We start from the raw sequence: 18,261 nt of genomic DNA on the forward strand, positions 1-18,261 counted from the left end.
TTCCGCTCAGTTTTCCCGGCTGCGTTCAGCGTCGAGGGGGAGGCTGACCGTGACCGTGGTCCCTGCGCCCAGGATTGAGGAGACGTCGATCCGGCCGCCGTGGCGGGAGACAATATCCTTGGTGATGGCCAGCCCCAGCCCTGTGCCGGGAATGGCGCCGGACATGGCGTTTGATGCCCGGTAGAACCGCGTGAAGACGTGGTCGATCTCGTCGCTCGAAATGCCGATGCCGGTGTCCGCCACACTGACGGTGGCCCACCGCGTGCCGTCGGCTGCTGCGTGCGACTCGCTCCCCACCTGGATGCGCCCTCCGCTGGGGGTGAACTTGATGGCATTGGAGACCAGGTTGGTAAACACCTGCTGCAGCTGCACCTCGTCGGCAAGGATCTCAGGGTCCTCCGGAACCTGCTCCACGGCGATGGTGACGTTTTGCAGGGTGGCCAGCGGCCGGAGTGCTGCGGCAACCAGGTCCAGGGTCTGTCCCAGCCGCACCGGGGTGAGGTGCATCAGGCTGTCATCAAGTCCGTTGCGTGAGACGCTCAGCATGTCCTCGATCAGGATCCTCAGCCGCTCGGTGTTGCGGACCACGATGTCCAGCATCTGGTGGACCTCGGGCGAAACGGGCTGCTCGGTGCTTTCCTGGATCATGTCCAGGTACGCCATGATGGACGTCAGCGGCGTCCGCAGCTCATGGTTGACGGTGGCCAGGAAATCGGTTTTGGCCTTGTCCAGCTGCTGCAGTTGCTTCACCACCTGCTGCTGGCTGCTGATCAGGTGGCTCTGGATCAGTCCGTGCGCCGCGTTGCCCGCCACGTGTTGGATGAGCCCCAGTTCGGTCCCGGACCAGGTCCGCGGCTGGTCGATCATCGCAATCCAGATAATGCCCAGCGAGGAACTGCCCTCGCCCATGGGCACCGCCAAGGAGGAGACGGCGTCGGCGATGCCCGGCGAAGCGGCCTCACCCGCTGTCAGGTCCTCCGCGCCGGGTGAGGACGAGGTCTCGGTGCCGGCCCACAGCAGGTCCGCTGCGTGGCGGGCATCCTGCTCGTCCGGCAGGGCCTGCTCGCGGAGCGGCTTTAGCCCGGGCCTGCTCCAGGCGGCGTTGATACGGGGAACCCGGCTGTCCTCGAACGTGGTCAGCCAGACGTGGTCGGCCTTGAACGTCCGGCCGAAACCTGCCACCACATGGCGGGCGATCTCTTGGGGGTCGTTCGTGGCCCGAACCGCGGCAGAGACCTGCCGGAGCTGTTCGCGCAGCGCCTCGGTCTCCTGCCGGGCGGCGTTCCGCCGGGCCACCGTGTCGATAAGGGCAGTGGCGCGGTAGGCCAGTTCCCGGGGGGCGGGCGGCTTCGCGATGCAGTCGTGGATGCCGGTCGGCTGCATGGCGGCGAGCTCTGCGGGATCGTCAAGGTCCACCACCACAAGGACCGGCGCGTCCGCCTTGACGGCGGACAAAGACGCATCAACCACCACGACGGAAGGACGGCATTTCTCCAGGGAAGCAGCAAGTCCGTCAGCGTCCCGCGCGCACAGGACTGAGTACCCTGCATCCCGCAGCGCCTTGGCGTAGGACGCGAGCCGCGCGTCATCGGGGTCTGCCACGACGGCGGTGCGCGGCGCGCGCAAGTCACTCGGCGTGTCAACCGCCACAGTGTCCCCTTCCCTCCCAGTTGAGTACATTGTATGGTCACGCCGGGCGGGCGGCTCCACGGGAAAGACATGGATTGGTTCCATGGCCCTGACGGGCACGGAAATTGGCTGGCCGGGGGTCATACAGGCCACAATAAGGCGGCAGATCGCGCCGCCGGGTTGACCGGCCCCTATATTTGATCCGTGCCCTCCCCCTCGAAGTCCTTCCCGGCAAAGTCACTGCGGTCCACTGTGCAGAAGTACTTGATGGTCCCGAAGCTCATCCGGCTGTCACGCTCGGCTCCGAAGGACCGGCCGCAGGCATGGGACATGTACTGGGCCGGCATTAGGGGGGCCGGAACTGGGGGCGAGGTTCTCTGGGACTCGGGGACGGACGATGAATTTTACGGCTACAAGGACGTCCTGCTCCGCCACCTCGACCCTGAACTTCCCGTGGTGGACGTGGGCTGCGGCCACGGCAGGTTTACCCGTGCGTTGGCCGGAGTGTTCCCTGAAGTCATAGGCGTGGATGTTTCCGGGCAAGCCATAGCCCACGCCGGCGCCCAGGCAGCCACGCATGGCAGCGCCGGCGCCGTCCGCTATATGGCCCGGGACATGACCGCGCCGGGCGCGGGCAGGGGCCTTGCCGGCGGCATGGACGCAAACGTCTTCATCCGGGGCGTGCTCCACGTGCTGGACAGGGCCGACCAGGAGGCGCTGGTGGAAAACCTGCGGCTCATGGCCGGAAGCCGGGGCACCATATTCCTTGCCGAAACGAACTTCCAGGGCAATCCCGTTGAGTACGTTTCCCACCTCGGTGCAACCACGCAGGGCATCCCCGCGCCCCTTGAACGGGCCATCCGCGGGCTGCCGATGCCCGGCCACTTCGGTCCCGAAGAGCGTTCCCGGGCCCTTCCGCCGGAGAAGTGGGAGCTCCTGGAGGACGGGGAAGTGGCCATCGAAACACACCCCATGACGGGCGTAGGCGGGAAGAGCCGGGTCCCGGGGTACTTCGCCGTGCTGCGCCCCAGGGACTAGGCGCGGCTCCGCCCTTCCCGCCCGGAGGGTCGCCCCTTTCTGCACTCACATCCCGTTCCGGCGTTCCATCGGACTGCAGCCGAAACCCTTGACACGCAGTGGATTGGGAGGCTGAATGGTAAGTAAACTTACTACTTAGCTTCAGGGGAAGGGATAGCCATCATGGTGCAGGACAAAGGCAACAACACGCGGGACGCCGGCGCAGGCCGTGACGAAGAAGATCTCGGTGCCGGGCCTGATGACGGCAAGGTCCGGACCGGCCCCGAATCATCCAAATCCCTCAAGTATTCACAGGAGGTCACCTCAACGGAGGACGAACCCGAGCGCGAGGGCCGGAGCCTGGCCACCACGCACCACGAAGTCATCCGGCAGTGGGCCGAAGAGCGCGACGGCGTTCCGGCCACGGTGGAAGGCACCGAACACGGTGACCACCTGGGAGTGCTGCGCATCGACTTCGGTGGTCAAAACGACAAGCTCCGCCACATCAGCTGGGAGGAATGGTTTGAAACCTTCGACTCCCGCGGGCTGAACTTCATCTATCAGGAACAACGCAGCGACGGCCAGCAGTCAAACTTCTTCCGGCTGGAGAATCCCGGCCGCGAAGACGCCTGAGCCGCGTACCGTTCCGCCGCCAGCCCAGCACCGGCCCATGAAGCCGGCGCCGTTTCGCCGACGGCGGACGCAGAACTTACAGGAACTACCATGCGCGAACTCATTCCCTCCGGTTCCCTCCGCGGGATGTTGCTGCCGCCCACCTACGGACAGCACGTCACCCACTCCACGGAGTTCACCGTCTTGTCCGTCGAGATCTGGTCCGCCGGACTGGTGGTCAATATCCACTTGGCCTCCGACGGCGCTACGGAGCCGCGGATCATCCTCCAGGACCACTTCGGCACGGAGTACTCGTTCCGGGATTCCGCCACCCTGGGGTCGCGGAACCTCCAGGTGTTCACCCCTACGGTGCCCCCCGGAACCAGAAGCCTGACCGTCCGGGCCGCCGACGATCCGGAAGGCCGCCCTGTGGTGACCTTTGCGGTCCCACTGATGGCCGTGCCCGAAGAGCCTGAATCTTCCCAGGACGGCGAATACCCCCCGGCGCCGGAACTGCGCCGCCCGGCTTGACCCAACGAAAGGCTGCCACCATGCAGGACACCGCAGGATTTGCCCCAAGCACCGCCATCGTTACCGGATCAGATTCCGGCATCGGCAAGGCCACCGCCGTCGCGCTTGCAAGGGCTGGCATGGATGTAGGCGTCACCTGGCACTCCGACAAGGACGGGGCCGAAGGCACGGCCGAGGAAATCCGCCAGCTCGGACGCAAGGCGGTGGTGCGCCGGCTGGATACCACAGAGCTTCGCGCCGCCGGAGCCGTCATCGACGAACTCGCGGACGAGCTGGGCGGAGTGGACGTCTTCGTCAACAATGCCGGGACCGGCGACGGTACCAAATTCCTGGACCTGGACGTCGACACCTGGATGCAAACGCTGGACACCAACCTCAACGGGGCCTTCGTATGCCTCCAGGCCGCGGCCCGCCGCATGGTGCAGGCAGGCAAGGGCGGACGCCTGGTTGCCGTCACCAGCGTGCATGAATTCCAGCCGCGGGTGGGCGCGTCCGCCTACGATGCGTCCAAGCACGGCCTGGGCGGCCTGATGAAGACACTGGCGCTCGAGCTTGCAGAGCACGGCATCACGGCCAACAGCGTGGCGCCGGGCGAGATCGCCACTCCCATGACCGGGCAGGAGGACGAGGACCCCACCACCAAGGACCGGCCCGGCGTGCCCTTGGGCAGGCCCGGTGATGCCCGGGAAATTGCGGCCGTCATCGCCTTCCTGGCTTCGCCCGCTTCCAGCTACGTCAACGGCGCCTCCTGGGCGGTGGACGGCGGCATGCTGCAGATGGGGCCGCAGGCCGGCTCGCACATCACCAGCCACGAGTGGCGCGAAGGTTAGCCTTCCGGGCAAGGTGGCCTGCAGTCCGCATTACGAGCCGGGCAAGCGCTTTCCCTCGGGGCTGCTGGCATGATGGAGCGCATGCGCATTCTTATTGCTCCGGACAAGTTCAAGGGTTCCCTCACGGCAGCCGAGGCCGCAGCTGCCATTGCCGAAGGTGCCTTGCGGGTCTACCCTGACGCCGTCGCCACGCAGTTCCCCATTGCCGACGGCGGCGAGGGAACCCTCGAAGCGGCGGTGGCGGCGGGCTATGAGGAGCGCCTCAATGCGGTCGTGGGCCCCATCCTTGCGCCAATCGGGGCCGCGTGGGCGGTCAGAAAGGCCGACGACGGCAGGGTCACCGCCGTCATCGAGACGGCCCAGGCCTCCGGCCTTGCGGAAATGGAGCCCACCCCCGCCAACGCCCTCCGGGCCCACAGCTACGGTTGCGGGCAGCTCATTGCGGCCGCCCTGGAGGCCGGCGCCACCGAGATTGTGCTGGGCCTGGGCGGTTCGGCCATGACCGACGGCGGCAGCGGGGCACTGCGCGCCTTGGGCCTCAAGCCGCTGGACTCCGCGGGGAACGTGGTGCCCCTGGGCGGCGGCTCCCTCGCGGACGTCGCGGCGCTGGACACGAGCGGGCTGGATCCCCGGCTGGCCTCCGTCACCTTCCGCATCGCCGTCGACGTGCGCAATCCCCTCTACGGGCCGGAAGGTGCCGCCCATGTCTTCGCTCCGCAAAAGGGCGCGGACCCGGACGCTGTGGAACTCCTCGACGCCGGCCTCCGCAACTGGTCATCGGTCCTGCGCGAAGCAACCGGCCGGGACGTGAACGTCCCCGGGGCGGGCGCCGCCGGCGGCTTCCCGGCGTCGTTCCTTGCCTTCACCGACGCCGCGCTGGAAGGTGGCTTCTCGCTGGTTGCCGGACTTACAGGCCTGGCCGGACAGCTGGGCGGAGCGGACCTGGTCATCACCGGCGAAGGGTCCATGGACTCGCAGTCCCTGACCGGAAAAGCACCCATCGCGCTCGCGGACGCCGCCCGGGAGCGCGGGATTCCGGTGATCGTGGTGGCCGGGAGGATCCTGGTCACGCCCGGGGAGCTCGCAGAACACGGCGTGGTGGCCGCCGCGCAGCTGCTGGACGTGGCACCCACCCCGCAGGATGCCATCGAAAACGCCGCCAAGTACCTGGCCTGGGCAACAAGCCAGGTACTTGAGGGCGCCTAGCGAGCTAAACGATGGTGGTGTTGCGGCGCCGGCGCCAAATGAGCACCACAATCAGCGTTGCAAGGGCGATCGCACCGATAACCCAGGGGGCGAAATTGACCCGGGTGGACTCATTCTGCGCGGATTCCCCGGTTCCCGGATTTGCGGGGCCGGTGGAGGCGGTATCCCCGGGAGACGGCGTGGGAGAGGAAGCGCCCATGGCCCACACTCCTCCGGAGGATCCCGTACTTCCTTCGACGGCTGCAGGTGCGGAACCCGCAGCTGGGGAGGCGTGGGCCGCTCCCAGCGGGAATACCGGGGCGGAGATCAGCAGCAGGGCAAAAAGGGTGGTTCTCAGGATGGTTCGCATGCGGTTTTCCTTTCGGCTGGTCCGGGCTTAGGCGCCGGTCTCGTAGTGTGGCTCGGCAACGGGCTTGGACTCCGGCGATCCCTTTTCGCGGAGGTAGACGGACGCGCCCACCAGGACGGCGACGGCCAAAAACTCGCTCTGCCAGTTTTGGAAGGACTCAAACCAGAAACGGCTGGTGCCCACGTATTGGAGCACGGTGACGCCGGCCTCCCCGTGGCTTTGCTGTTCCTCGTTGTACGCCGCGGTGCCACCCAGGGCGTGCGCGGTGAATGAGCCCAGGAAGAGCAGGAACAGGAGGATGGACAGGGAGTGCTCGTAAAGCTTGAGGACTGCGCCCCCGTGCTTCACAGGCCACGGTGTGGCCTGCTTGATGGCCGCCTGGCGCGGATCCTCGTCCTGGGGTGCCTCCTTGCCCACGGGCTTGGATTCGGAGGAACCTTTTTGGAACAGGAAGACCGTCAGGACCACGTACATGGCCATCTGCAGGAATTCCGATTCCCAGTTCTCAAAGGTGGCCTCGACGAAATCGCCCGTGGCCAGGAACTCGAATACCGAGACGGCGGCTTGGCCGTGAGCCTGCTGCTCCTGGCTGTAGTTCGCCGCACCCGTCAGGATCATCCCGCCGAAAAACGCGAGGAACAGTCCGGCATTCGCCAGGAACAGCCCGTGTTCCCTCATCCATTTGCCCATGGTCATCCTTCCTTCGAGCCGTCCGGCGCCGTGCCTTCAGCGGCGCGCCTGTTGAGGTGGATCGGGATGTAAACGAGCAGGACCACCATCACTGCCATCAGCGCCCCGCCGGCGGTAAGACCGGCCGACCGGCCGGCTGCCACATCGAAGACCAGCGCAGCCGTCCCTGCGCTCAGCAGGGCGATTCCGGCAAGGGTTATCTTGGCGATGGTATCCCCGCTGGACACAAGCGTTTCCTTGAGCCGCTTCCGGAACAGCCTGCGGTGCACGCTCACGGGCAGGAGGATGAGCGCCGTGGTCAGCGCCGCGATCACCACGTTGGTCAGGTACAGGCCCACCTGGAAATCGTCGAGGTCCTCAAACCGCTGCTGGAAGGGGAGCGTCAGCAGAAAACCGGCAAGGATCTGCACGCCCATCTGCAACACCCGCAACTCCTGCAGCAGTTCTGCCCAGTTGCGGTCCAGTTGCTCCTCACGGGTCTCATTCCGGCCCGACCGGCCCGTGTAATCCTCAACCTCGGACATCGCCTCTCCTTCCCGTGCCAGCCCCCTTGTTCTCTTTCTACTCTTCCCGTACCCAGAAACAAGGCCGACGTTGCGCCTGCGCCAACATTTGATAAGTTTACTGATTATTCGCACCGAACGGTGGACTTTGCTCCTCCGGCCGGGATAGCTTCGAAGGACCGGTGCACGGCGGGGCTCTTCGAAAACCGACACAGTGAGCAGGCGGACTATGAGCGACACAGACAAGCAGGCAGACCAGCCAAAGGATCCCCGGGGCGGCTACCACTCAGGCCCGTTCCCGGAGCAGGAACAGAAGCAGCCCGGCCTGACGGCCCCGATGGAACCCAAGCCGGACCACGGGGAATTGAGCTACGAGGGGCACGGGAAACTGCAGGGCAAGGCGGCCCTCATCACGGGCGGTGATTCCGGAATCGGCAAGGCCGCCGCCATCGCTTTCGCCCGGGAGGGGGCCGATGTGGCCATCTCCTACCTCCCCGAAGAGGAGGAGGACGCGCAGGACACCGCGGACTGGATCCGCAAGGCCGGCCAGCGGGTCCTCCTGTTTGCCGGAGACGGCCGGGAAGAGGAATTCAGTACGCGCATTGCAGAGGAGACCCTGTCCGGGTTCGGGCGGCTGGACGTGCTGGTGCTCAACGCGGCCTACCAGAAGAACCGCGAGAGCCTGGAGTCCCTGCCCACCGAGGAGTTCGACCGCGTCTTCAAGACCAACCTCTACTCGCTGCTCTGGACCGCGCGGGCAGCCGTGCCGCACCTCAAACCAGGTGCCTCCATCATCACCACGGCATCAATCCAGGCCTTCAACCCGTCGCCCGGCCTGATTGACTACGCCATGACCAAGGCCGCGCAGGTGGCCTTCACCAAAGCGCTGGCGCAGGAGCTTGGTCCCAAGGGCATCCGCGTTAACGCAGTGGCCCCCGGCCCCATCTGGACTCCACTGATCCCGGCAACGGAATGGCCGGAAAAGCTCCCGAAGTTCGGGCAGGATACCCCGTTGGAGCGTGCCGGCCAGCCGGCAGAACTTGCCGCCGCGTATGTACTGCTGGCTTCCGAAGACGGCTCCTACATCTCGGGGGCAGTCCTTCCGGTGACCGGGGGCAAGGGGCTCTGAAGCCGGGCTCCACAAAAATGAACGGGACCCAGCAGGCCAGCTTCATCCGACCAGACAACAGGAGGAAACCATGACGCAGGAAAACCAGCATGCCCAGCCCGAAACGGACCCGGGCGGTTACGGCACCCCCACCGCTGAGCAGGAAATGGGCGGGGCCCACGGCTCAGGAGGCGGCTCCGGCGCCGGCACGGAAGCTTCGGGAGGCGTGGAAACCAACGAGCCCCAGTCGGACGCCAGCGGGGATCCGGTACCCCACGACGTCGACCTTCCCTCCAGCGCCGCTGAGATCGACGAGTCCAACGATGACTCTCAGGGCTCCGCTCCCGTCTCGTCCGAGTCAGGGCAGGAAGCTGCCGGAATTCCGGACGGCAGCGGCAACGACCTCCCCAAGGAGAAGTCGCCCAATGACGAGGGCGGCGAGAGCTTCGACGCCGGATAGGCGCCTTCCGGGGCCGTCCGCGCCGGACGTTCCGGAGCTTTGGGACAGTCACTGAACGGAGGCCTCCGCCCCTGCGGTTCCCCGGGAACCGCAGGGGCGGAGGCCTTCGGCGTGCCGGGCATAGATCCGGGCGATGTGGGTAAAGAACAGGGCGGACCCTATTCGCAATCCATGCCGAGTGCAGGCGCCAGGAGGTTGGCTGTGAGCAGGAAATCGTCAGAACAGTGGGCACGGCGCGTTGATGCGGAGGCAAGCGTGGAAGTGGACGTCCTGCTGCCCACGTGCAACCGCCCGGCTGAACTTGCCGTAACCCTCGCGGGACTTGCCGCGCAGGCCGAGCCCGCGTTCGCCGTCGTGATCAGTGACCAGTCAACCGGGACCCCCGGCTGGGAGCACCCTGCCGCTGCCGCCATGGTGCGTGTCCTGCAAGCCCAGGGCAGGCCCGTCACCCTCCTCCGCCACCTGCCGCGGCGGGGCCTGGCGGAGCACCGCCAGTTCCTGCTGGAACAGTCAACCGCTGAAAAGTGCCTTTTCCTTGACGACGACGTGTGGCTGGAGCCCGGGGCGCTGGACCGGCTCAGCTGCGCCCTGGACAAGCTTGAGTGCGGCTTCGTGGGGATGGCGCCGCAGGGCCTGTCCTACCTGGAGGACAGGAGGCCCGAACAGACAGCGGTGTTCGAGGTATGGGAAGGGCCCGTCACTGCCGAGCGCATCCGCCCGGGGGACCCGGGCTTCGAACGGTGGCCCCTCCACAGTGCCGCAAACCTCAGCCACATCAGCGCCGATCTGGCCCTCCAGCCGGGGCAGTGGGTGCCCTATCGGGTGGCCTGGCTGGGCGGCTGCGCACTGTACCGCCGCGACGCGCTCAGCGAAGCGGGCGGGTTCGCGTTCTGGGACAGCCTGCCGCCCGGCCACGCCGGGGAGGACGTGGTGGCCCAATGGCGCGTGATGGAACGGTTCGGGGGTGCCGGGATCCTGCCTTCCGGGGCCGTCCATCTGGAGTCACCCACCACGGTGACCGACCGGCAGGTGGAGGCATACGACGTCGTGCTCGGCCAGGAACAGGCAGGCTGACAGGGCCTGCCCCTCCCTTCAGCCGCACAGGGGACGTATTCTTAGAAATAGGTTTTGCAGTAGGCCGGAGCGCTTCAACCAAGGCGTGGATCATGGCCGCTGAACCCACAGGGCAGCTAGGCTGGGGACCCCTTCCAGTACCCCCGGAACAGGTGTTTGACAGCAAGGACGTCGAAACCTATCTCTGGGATGTCACCCGTGACTTCATGGCGGACATCAAGGGCGACCAGCGCGGCATAACCTGGGCAGCCACGCTTTTCCGCCTGGGCCAGGCCCGCACCGTTGCCGCCAGCACGGAGAAGGCGCGCGAGGCTGACCAGGAGCAGTGCTCCTTCGCCGACGGGCCTGTCATGGAGGCCATCCGCAGCGGCGAGTTTGTGCTGCTGTCAGATGTCAGCCGGGACCGGCGCTGGCCGGGATATGCGAGTGCGGCTGCCAGCCACGGCGTGCAGTCGCTCCTGTCGATGCCCATCGCGTCCGAGGGCGGGACAAGCGCCGCCATCAACCTGTATGCGGCGTTTCCCCACGCCTTCACCAGTGACGACCTTCTCCGCAGCCGGAACTACGCCCACCAGGTGGCGCGTGCACTGCGGGTAGTGGTGCGCGTGGCGGAACGGGCCGAAGCGACGGCGGGGATCGCCGTCGTGCAAAGCTCCCTGGTCCTGGTGGACCTGGCGGTGCGCAGCCTCATGGATGAGTACGGGCTCAGCCGGGAGGGGGCGCTTCGGTTCCTGCAGACCCAGGCCCTGCACCATGAGCTTGACCTGCGCGATGCCGCCCTGAACGTTGTTGCGCCCGGCTCCGCAAGGGAAAGCCCCACGGCAGGGGATTCAGGCAGGGAACCCACAGGGCTGAGGCAGGGAACGCCCGACGGCGTGGCGGACTTCCGCCTGCTGCCCCCTGCCGAGCTGGACCAGCAGGCGGAAGCACCGCGCGGCAAGGCCGGACCGCGCAAGAAGTCATCGCACCCAGAAGGGAGGACGGCATGACCGCGCAGAAGCAGGAGCATCCGGCATGGGCTTCAGACGCCGGACATCATCCCTGGCACCGCTTTGTTGCACTCGGCGACTCGTTCACCGAGGGCGTCGGGGATCCCGAGCCGGGGAGCCAGGGCGGGCTGCGGGGCTGGGCCGACCGCGTGGCCGAGGAACTCAGTGTTGGCCAACCGGATTTTGCCTATGCCAACCTAGCGATCCGGGGCCTGCGGCTGCAGGAGATCCTCGACCAGCAGGTGGGCCCGGCACTGGCAGCCAAGCCTGACCTGGTTACGCTGTCCGCCGGCGGGAACGACATCGTGTTCCGCCGCAGCGACCCGGACAAGTTGGCCGAAAAGATCGATGCCGGCGTGGAGCAGCTGGCCCGATCCGGGGCCACCGTGGTCCTTTTTGCCGGCCCCGATTGGGGCGCTACCCCGGTCTTCGGCCAGATACGCGGCAAGGTGGCAATTTTCAACGAGAACCTGCACATAGTGGCCGCCCGGCATGACGCTGTCATCGTTGACCTGTGGTGCCTGCGCGACCTCACCAGGCCCGGAATGTGGGATCCTGACCGGCTGCATTTCTCTCCGCTGGGCCACCACACCATAGCCATAGGGGTGCTGCAGGCACTCGCCGTTCCCCATGGCCTTGAACCGTTGCAGCCCAAGGCGCTCCCGCCTCGCAGCTGGAAGGAATCCCGGGCGCAGGACCTCGCCTGGGCCCGTGAATACCTTGTTCCCTGGGCAATCCGCCAGGTCAGGCACCCGACGGTGGCCCCGCCCGCTCCCAAACGGCCCCGGCCCGGGCCGGTTGGCCATGGGCATTCGGCTGTGGGCCATCCGGGGGCCCTGCCCGCCGAGCCCCTGTCCCTGAAGAAGGCTTAGCGCTTCTTCGGAGCCCGCTTGGCGGCAGCGTTCACGGCGGCCTTGACGGCAGGGGGAAGGCCAGCCTGTTCCGTCTCCGGCTCTGCCACCGTGCCCCGGGCTTTCGCGATGGCCTTCATGCCGTGGTAGATCACCAGGGCTGCCGCCGAGCCCAGCGCGATGCCAGTGAACTTGAGGTCACCGATGGTCCAGGTATAGTCCGCGATGCCGATGATCAGGGCCACGGCGGCGGTGGTGAGGTTGACCGGGTTGGAGAAGTTGACCTTGTTCTGGACCCAGATCTTCACGCCCAGGATGCCGATCATGCCGTACAGCATGGTAGCCGCCCCGCCAAGGACGCCCGGCGGAACGGTGGCGATCAGTTCGCCGAACTTCGGGGAGAAGCTCAGCAGGATGGCGAAGATGCCCGCAACCCAGTAGGCCGCCGTCGAGTACACCTTGGTGGCGGCCATGACGCCGATGTTCTCGGCGTAGGTGGTGGTGCCGGAACCGCCGCCAAAGCCTGCCAGGACGGTGGCGGCGCCGTCGGCCATCAGCGCACGGCCGGAGACGCCGTCGAGGTTCTGCCCCGTCATGGCCGCCACCGACTTCACGTGGCCGATGTTCTCCGCCACAAGTACCAGGACCACGGGCACGAACAGTCCGAGCACGCCGATGTGGAACTCGGGGGTCTGGAACTGCGGGAGGCCGATCCAGGCTGCGGCGTCCATCTTGTCGTAGCTCACCTCGCCGCGCAGCATGGCCACGAGATAGCCAACCACCACGCCCACCAGGATGCTCAGGCGGCCCAGGATCCCGCGGAAGAGGACGCTGACCAGGATGATGGTGGCCAGCGTGACCACGGCGGTGACGGGCGCGGCGTCGAAATTGTTTTTCGCCGCAGGGGCAAGGTTGAGCCCGATCAGGGCCACGATTGCGCCCGTGACGATGGGCGGCATCAGCCGGTTGATCCAGCCCGCGCCGAACTTCTGCACAATGGCGCCCACCAGGGCCAGGGCGGCGCCAGCCAGCACCACACCGCCCAGTGCCCCGGGGACGCCGAACTGCTGCTGGGACGCCATGATGGGCGCGATGAAGGCGAAGCTTGAGCCAAGGTAGCTGGGAACCCGGCCCTTGGTGATCACCAGGAACAGCAGGGTGCCAATGCCGGAGAAGAACAGGGTGGTAGCAGGCGGCATGCCCGTGATGATGGGCACCAGGAACGTGGCTCCGAACATGGCCACCACGTGCTGCATGCCGACGCCAATGGTGAGCGGCCAAGCCAGCCGCTCATCGGGGGCCACCACATGGCCGGGCTTAATCGACTTGCCGGTGCCGTGCAGCTTCCATTTGATTCCGAGCATGCTCATGGGCGGAGGCCTTTCAAGGGGGATGCCGCGGAGGGCGGAGATTAACTGGGACAAGGATACCGCCAGCGCCGGCCCGCGGTCTGCTGTGGTGGACGTCACCTGCCGTCACGGGAAGAGGGCGGAACTGGTTGAAGTTGCAAGTATGGAAAGCAAATAAGGCCGGCCCCGGGAAGCGGGGAGGCGCAGCGAAAGGTAAGCCCATGACCATTGCCCACGAAGAAGCCGTTATCGATGCGGCCGCGGTAGACGCCATTTTCGCCCAGGCCCGCACTGCCAACTCCTTCACCGGAGAGGTGACCGAGGAGCAGGCGCAGGCCATCTACGAGCTGACCAAGTTCGGCCCCACAGCGTTCAACTCCCAGCCGCTGCGCGTGACCTACGTCCGTTCCGATGAGGCCCGCGCCAAGCTGGTGGAGGCCCTCATGCCGGGCAACCGCGCCAAGACCGCTTCCGCCCCGCTGGTGGCAATCCTCAGCTACGACACCGACTGGGCGGGCCAGTGGGACAACTTCCTCCCCGGCTACAACGCCCCCAAGGCCATGTACGATGCCAACCCCGAGCTCGCGGCCGCCACAGGCAACAACAACGCCCACCTGCAGGCCGGCTACTTCATCCTGGCCGTCAGGTCCCTCGGGTTCGCCGCGGGCCCCATGACCGGCGCGGACTTCGGCGCCATCGATGAGGCCTTCTTCCCGGCAGGCGACCAGAAGAGCTTCCTGGTGGTCAACATCGGCCAGCCGGCCGAGGACGCCTGGGGCGAAGCGAAGCCCAAGTTCGCCTACGAGGACGTCGTCCGCACCGTCTAACCCCCCGCGACCCTCTCTCACTTAATGCGCCTTTTTTCCTGACGCTCTCTCACGCCCTGAGAGAGCGTTGGCGCTTAAGTCGCGTTAAGTGAGAGAGCGTTGGAGGGGGTGGGAGACTGGGGCTATGCCGATGCGGAACCTTATCCTGGTGGCCTTTGTCGAGCCGGTGGCGGACGGGCTGGTTTTCCCCCGCAGCGAATGGCCGCTGCACATCACCCTGGTGAGGTTCGACGTCGGCAGTCCTGCAGGTGCCGACCCCGCCGAACGCCTCGCCGGGCTGGCTGAACCGCCAGTGCTGGCGGCCCTGGGTGCCGGGCTGACGGTGGGTGAGGACGCAGGTTTCGGCCGGAACGGCGCGGTCCCCGTGAACCTCATCCAGCCGCAGCCGGATCTCCAGGCCCTGCACGAGCAGCTGGTCGCCGCCGTCGGCGGCCTGGGCGGCACAATCCTCACGCCCGCCCACACCATGTCCGGCTACAGGCCCCACGTCTCACACCACGGCCACAAGCGGCTGAACCCGGGGGACGCCGTCGTGCTCGACCGGATCGCACTGGTGGACATGGCGCCGGACGGTGACCGCACCGTCCGGCGCATCCTGAAGCTGTGGACGCTGGCGGAAACCGGGAACAGCGCCTAGGCGATGACGCTGTCCACCAGGGCCTTGGCTTCCGCCTGGACCTGCTTGAGGTGCTCCTCGCCCTTGAAGGACTCGGCGTAGATCTTGTAGACGTCCTCGGTGCCGGAGGGGCGCGCGGCGAACCAGGCGTTCTCCGTGACCACCTTCAACCCCCCGATGGACGCGCCGTTGCCGGGCGCCTCGGTGAGCTTGGCGGTGATCTCCTCACCTGCCAGGGACGTCGCCGTGACATCCGCGGCGGAGAGCTTGCCCAGCTTCGCCTTCTGCTCCCGGGTGGCCGCGGCGTCAATGCGGGCGTACACGGGCGCGCCGAACTGGTCCGTCAGGCCCTTGTAGAGCTGCGAGGGGGACTTGCCCGTGACCGCGGTGATTTCCGAGGCGAGCAGGGCGAGCAGGATGCCGTCCTTGTCCGTGGTCCAGACGCTGCCGTCCTTTTTGTTGAAGGAGGCGCCGGCCGATTCCTCGCCGCCGAAAGCGCCCTCGCCGGACAGCAGGCCGGGCACGAACCACTTGAAGCCGACCGGAACCTCCACAAGCTTGCGGCCCAGGCTTTCCGCCACGCGGTCGATGATCGAGGAGGAAACCAGGGTCTTGCCCACCACGGAGGCCGGGTTCCAGCCGCTGCGGTTGCGGTAGAGGTAGTCGATGGCCACCGCCAGGTAATGGTTGGGGTTCATCAGGCCGGCATCCGGGGTGACGATGCCGTGCCGGTCGGCGTCGGCGTCATTTCCGGTGGCGACGTCGAAGGCGGAGCCGTTGCCGGCGTCGGACATCCGCTTGATCAGCGACGCCATCGCGGACGGCGAGGAGCAGTCCATCCGGATCTTCTCGTCCCAGTCCAGGGTCATGAACGCCCACTGCGGATCCACGGTGGGGTTCACCACGGTGAGGTTGAGCTGGTGCCGCTCGCCGATCTCGCCCCAGTAGTCGACTGAGGCGCCGCCCATGGGGTCGGCGCCGATGCGCACGCCGGCCTCGCGGATGGCGTCCAGGTCAAGGACGGACGGGAGATCGTCCACGTAGCTGCTGAGGAAGTCGAATTTGCCGGTGGTGTCCGCAGACTGGGCTTCAGCCAGGGGAACGCGCTTCACGCCGCGGAGGTCATTCTCGAGCAGTTCGTTGGCACGGTTGGCGATCCACCCGGTGGCATCGGAATCGGCCGGGCCGCCGTGCGGAGGGTTGTACTTGAAGCCGCCGTCGGCCGGCGGGTTGTGGCTGGGGGTGACCACGATGCCGTCCGCCTGGGGGGCGCCGGCCGCGGCCTTCCGGTTGTAGGTGAGGATGGCGTGGCTCAGGGCGGGCGTCGGCGTGTAGCCGTGCCGGGCGTCCACGAGGACCTGGACGCCGTTGGCCGCCAGGACCTCAAGCGCGGAGTTCTGCGCCGGCTCGCTCAGGGCATGCGTGTCCTTGGCCAGGAACAGCGGGCCGGTGATGCCCTGCCCCGCCCGGTACTCCACAATGGCCTGGGTGATGGCAACGATGTGTTTCTCGTTGAAGGACGCCTTGAGGCTGGAGCCGCGGTGCCCCGAGGTTCCGAAGACCACGCGCTGCCCCGGATCACCCAGATCCGGCGAGATGTCGTAATACGCATCGAGGAGCGCAGTGATGTCAACAAGGTCCTGGGGTTGGGCAACTGTGCCCGCGCGGCTAGCCATGCCACCAGCATGCCAGACGGCGGCCGGAGTCAAAACGATCCGTCCGGAATGCGGCCCGTGTGTCCGGCCTGTGACGAAATTACGTCATCAACCGAGTAGTCAAACTGAGTACCGACCCCGGAAAGTACTTATATACCGCCGCCTGCGCGCCCTGTTACGTTCGAGAAAATCCGGAAAAACATCCGCAAGCAGGGCACGACGGCGGGCGGCCGCCGTCGTCCTTCCGGCAGGGAAGCAGGGACGCCATGGGGGCAGGGGACGGGGCAGCCGAGCAGTCCAGGCTGGCCGCGGAGAGGGTGGCCAGGCTCAAGCGCCGGCTCGACGAAGCGGAGCGCGCAACGAAGCCGTGGGACGCGGGCGCAGAGGGCACGGCGGCAGTGGCCGAGAAGCTCAGTGAGCTGGTGCCGCGGGGCTGGTATGTGCTGAATGATGTCTACTGGCCAGGCCGGCCAAAGGCCAGCCTGGACCATGTTTTGGTGGGGCCGGGCGGCGTGGTTGTGGTGGATTCCAAGAACTGGACGGGCGAGGTCCGCGTTGCCTCGGGCGTGCTGTGGCAGGGGCGCTACGCCCGGACCCAGGCGGTGGAGGGGGCCCTTGCCCAGTGTGCGGCCGTGACGTCCGTGGTTGCTCCGGCGCACCGGAGGCTGGTGCGCCCGTTGATCTGCATGGCTGCCCAGCCGGACCTCTTTGGGGTGACGAATTCTGACGTGGCAGTGGCCGGAACCGGGCGCGTGGTGGGGGCCATAGAAGCCCTGCCCCCGGTCCTGGACCCTCAGGCCGTGGCGGGACTCTACGAACACCTCGGCCAGGAGCTGACCCACGAACAGGAGCCCGGCATCACCGCGCTGCGGAGCGTACGGCCCGGAACCGTGGTCCCGCCCGCCGGAACCACAGTCCCGCCCGCCGAAGCGACAGGAAGTGACCCAACAGGTCCTGCAGGTGGTGTCCGGAGGGCTGGCTCGCCGCCCCGGCCGGTGGTCCGGGGAAACTCCTCCGGGACCACGCCGGCCGGGAACAGCAGCCCGGTCCCGCCACACACTCCGGCCCGGCATGGTTCCCCCCGGCATGGTTCGCCCCGACGCAGTCCGGCCCGGCACGGTTCGGCCCGGCATGGTTCGGCCCTGCACGGTGCCGGCCCGACCTCGCGCCAGCACGGTGCTGCCGGCGCGGGACGGCTGGCCCTGCTGGCCGCTTTTGTGATTTTTGCCGTGTACGTCTTGCCCTACTGGGGACAATAGATCCCCCAACCGGCCGGGAGTAGGCTGGAACAAAATCCTAGGGGGAAACCATGTCCGACCAGCCAAGCCAGCGTCCCGAATCCGGGCAGCCGGAGTCCCCGGCGCCGCCCGGCTTTGAACCGCCCCGATCCGCCGGGCCATCCGGCAGCGGGATGCCGTCGCAGCCGCAGCACGGGCAGGGCGGTTATGGGCAAAATTCTTATGGCCAGGGCGGCTACGGGCAGGGCGTCTATGCACCGGACGGTTCCGGGCAGGACACCTACGGCGAGCCGGGCCAGTACGGCACACCGTACGGTCAGCAGCCAGGCCCGTATGCGCAGCCTGCCAGCCCCTACGGCCAGCCTGCCAGCCCATATGGCCAGCAGCCGTACTACTACGGTATGCAGGCGGAGCCGAAGACGCTGAGCATTGCCAGCATGGTGTGCGGCATCGCCTCGGTGATCATGGGCTGGATCCTGATTCCCCAGGTCGCCGCGATCATCACCGGACACCTGGCCCTCAAGCGGGAACCGGCCGGCAGGGGCATGTCCATCGCCGGCCTCGTCCTGGGGTACCTGTGCCTACTGGGCTACGGCGCACTCTGGCTGCTGGCCATCATCGGCCTGACCGTCGCCAGCACCAGCGGCGGTTCAACCTACTCATACTGAACCGCACGTCTTCTGACCCCCAAGTCCTCAGCCATGCTCAACAGCCTGAACCAACCGCC

Annotated in this window: 20 protein-coding genes; 14 read left to right on the forward strand and 6 right to left on the reverse strand. The window is 67.1% G+C overall.

The genetic code is table 11. The features are described from left to right. Positions 1 to 6 precede the first annotated feature (6 nt). The gene (locus tag FHJ30_RS01160) at positions 7 to 1,650 is read right to left on the reverse strand and encodes an ATP-binding protein (protein ID WP_139027437.1); all 1,644 of its coding nucleotides are present in this window, start codon (positions 1,648 to 1,650) and stop codon (positions 7 to 9) included. 246 nt (positions 1,651 to 1,896) lie between these two features. On the opposite strand from FHJ30_RS01160, the gene FHJ30_RS01165 reads away from it, so the two are divergent. The 5 genes from FHJ30_RS01165 (at position 1,897) to FHJ30_RS01185 (ending at position 5,825) form a co-directional block, all read left to right on the forward strand. Further along, the gene (locus FHJ30_RS01165; protein WP_139027591.1) at positions 1,897 to 2,667 is read left to right on the forward strand and encodes a class I SAM-dependent methyltransferase; all 771 of its coding nucleotides are present in this window, start codon (positions 1,897 to 1,899) and stop codon (positions 2,665 to 2,667) included. A gap of 162 nt (positions 2,668 to 2,829) precedes the next feature. Then, complete coding sequence (locus FHJ30_RS01170; RefSeq protein WP_205677026.1) at positions 2,830 to 3,279, forward strand: hypothetical protein; 450 nt, start codon at positions 2,830 to 2,832, stop codon at positions 3,277 to 3,279. Between the two features lie 90 nt (positions 3,280 to 3,369). After that, complete coding sequence (locus tag FHJ30_RS01175; protein ID WP_139027438.1) at positions 3,370 to 3,789, forward strand: hypothetical protein; 420 nt, start codon at positions 3,370 to 3,372, stop codon at positions 3,787 to 3,789. A 20-nt stretch (positions 3,790 to 3,809) separates the two neighbouring features. Beyond that, complete coding sequence (locus tag FHJ30_RS01180) at positions 3,810 to 4,619, forward strand: SDR family oxidoreductase (RefSeq protein WP_139027439.1); 810 nt, start codon at positions 3,810 to 3,812, stop codon at positions 4,617 to 4,619. A gap of 81 nt (positions 4,620 to 4,700) precedes the next feature. Continuing rightward, positions 4,701 to 5,825, forward strand: a complete 1,125-nt coding sequence (locus FHJ30_RS01185; protein ID WP_139027440.1) for a glycerate kinase — start codon at positions 4,701 to 4,703, stop codon at positions 5,823 to 5,825. A gap of 4 nt (positions 5,826 to 5,829) precedes the next feature. On the opposite strand, the gene FHJ30_RS01190 is transcribed toward FHJ30_RS01185, so the two are convergent. From FHJ30_RS01190 to FHJ30_RS01200, 3 genes are read right to left on the reverse strand one after another with little or no spacing between them, the layout of a single operon-like run. Continuing rightward, positions 5,830 to 6,174, reverse strand: coding sequence for a LuxR family transcriptional regulator (locus FHJ30_RS01190; RefSeq protein WP_139027441.1), 345 nt, complete (start codon positions 6,172 to 6,174; stop codon positions 5,830 to 5,832). A gap of 27 nt (positions 6,175 to 6,201) precedes the next feature. Beyond that, entirely contained in the window at positions 6,202 to 6,864 is a 663-nt protein-coding gene (locus tag FHJ30_RS01195) for a DUF6766 family protein (RefSeq protein WP_139027442.1), read from the reverse strand. A 2-nt stretch (positions 6,865 to 6,866) separates the two neighbouring features. Next, complete coding sequence (locus FHJ30_RS01200) at positions 6,867 to 7,388, reverse strand: DUF6328 family protein (protein ID WP_139027443.1); 522 nt, start codon at positions 7,386 to 7,388, stop codon at positions 6,867 to 6,869. Between the two features lie 208 nt (positions 7,389 to 7,596). Between FHJ30_RS01200 and FHJ30_RS01205 the strand changes: the two genes are divergently transcribed. The 5 genes from FHJ30_RS01205 (at position 7,597) to FHJ30_RS01225 (ending at position 11,870) form a co-directional block, all read left to right on the forward strand. Next, on the forward strand, positions 7,597 to 8,496 hold the full coding sequence (locus FHJ30_RS01205) for an SDR family oxidoreductase (protein ID WP_139027444.1): 900 nt from the start codon (positions 7,597 to 7,599) through the stop codon (positions 8,494 to 8,496). 70 nt (positions 8,497 to 8,566) lie between these two features. Continuing rightward, positions 8,567 to 8,935, forward strand: a complete 369-nt coding sequence (locus FHJ30_RS01210) for a hypothetical protein (RefSeq protein WP_139027445.1) — start codon at positions 8,567 to 8,569, stop codon at positions 8,933 to 8,935. A gap of 201 nt (positions 8,936 to 9,136) precedes the next feature. Continuing rightward, positions 9,137 to 10,009 (forward strand): glycosyltransferase family 2 protein, encoded by an 873-nt coding sequence (locus FHJ30_RS01215; protein ID WP_139027446.1) that lies wholly within the window; start codon positions 9,137 to 9,139, stop codon positions 10,007 to 10,009. Between the two features lie 92 nt (positions 10,010 to 10,101). After that, positions 10,102 to 10,998 carry a GAF and ANTAR domain-containing protein gene (locus FHJ30_RS01220; protein WP_139027447.1) on the forward strand — a complete coding sequence of 299 codons (897 nt, stop codon included), beginning with the start codon at positions 10,102 to 10,104 and terminating at the stop codon, positions 10,996 to 10,998. Beyond that, the gene (locus tag FHJ30_RS01225) at positions 10,995 to 11,870 is read left to right on the forward strand and encodes an SGNH/GDSL hydrolase family protein (protein ID WP_139027448.1); all 876 of its coding nucleotides are present in this window, start codon (positions 10,995 to 10,997) and stop codon (positions 11,868 to 11,870) included. Before FHJ30_RS01220 ends, FHJ30_RS01225 begins: the two co-directional genes overlap by 4 nt. Here the strand turns inward: FHJ30_RS01225 and FHJ30_RS01230 are convergent. Further along, complete coding sequence (locus FHJ30_RS01230; RefSeq protein ID WP_139027449.1) at positions 11,867 to 13,219, reverse strand: uracil-xanthine permease family protein; 1,353 nt, start codon at positions 13,217 to 13,219, stop codon at positions 11,867 to 11,869. The genes FHJ30_RS01225 and FHJ30_RS01230 overlap by 4 nt on opposite strands. 200 nt (positions 13,220 to 13,419) lie before the next feature. Between FHJ30_RS01230 and FHJ30_RS01235 the strand changes: the two genes are divergently transcribed. Continuing rightward, on the forward strand, positions 13,420 to 14,025 hold the full coding sequence (locus FHJ30_RS01235) for a malonic semialdehyde reductase (RefSeq protein WP_139027450.1): 606 nt from the start codon (positions 13,420 to 13,422) through the stop codon (positions 14,023 to 14,025). Positions 14,026 to 14,155: 130 nt separating this feature from the next. Then, a complete protein-coding gene (locus FHJ30_RS01240) occupies positions 14,156 to 14,662 on the forward strand; it encodes a 2'-5' RNA ligase family protein (RefSeq protein ID WP_171058884.1) in 507 nt (168 codons plus the stop codon). On the opposite strand, the gene pgm is transcribed toward FHJ30_RS01240, so the two are convergent. Further along, positions 14,659 to 16,317 (reverse strand): phosphoglucomutase (alpha-D-glucose-1,6-bisphosphate-dependent), encoded by a 1,659-nt coding sequence (pgm, locus tag FHJ30_RS01245; protein WP_139027452.1) that lies wholly within the window; start codon positions 16,315 to 16,317, stop codon positions 14,659 to 14,661. The two genes, FHJ30_RS01240 and pgm, sit on opposite strands and share 4 nt — an antisense overlap. A 245-nt stretch (positions 16,318 to 16,562) precedes the next feature. Here pgm and FHJ30_RS01250 point away from each other — a divergent pair, with 245 nt between their 5' ends. Together FHJ30_RS01250 and FHJ30_RS01255 are read left to right on the forward strand one after the other, a co-directional pair. Further along, positions 16,563 to 17,555: an NERD domain-containing protein gene (locus tag FHJ30_RS01250; RefSeq protein ID WP_139027453.1), complete on the forward strand. Its 993-nt coding sequence runs from the start codon at positions 16,563 to 16,565 to the stop codon at positions 17,553 to 17,555. A 50-nt stretch (positions 17,556 to 17,605) separates the two neighbouring features. Further along, positions 17,606 to 18,202, forward strand: coding sequence for a DUF4190 domain-containing protein (locus FHJ30_RS01255; protein ID WP_139027454.1), 597 nt, complete (start codon positions 17,606 to 17,608; stop codon positions 18,200 to 18,202). Positions 18,203 to 18,261 lie beyond the last annotated feature (59 nt).

Source organism: Arthrobacter sp. BB-1 (assembly GCF_006151685.1).
Taxonomy (GTDB): Bacteria; Actinomycetota; Actinomycetes; order Actinomycetales; family Micrococcaceae; genus Arthrobacter.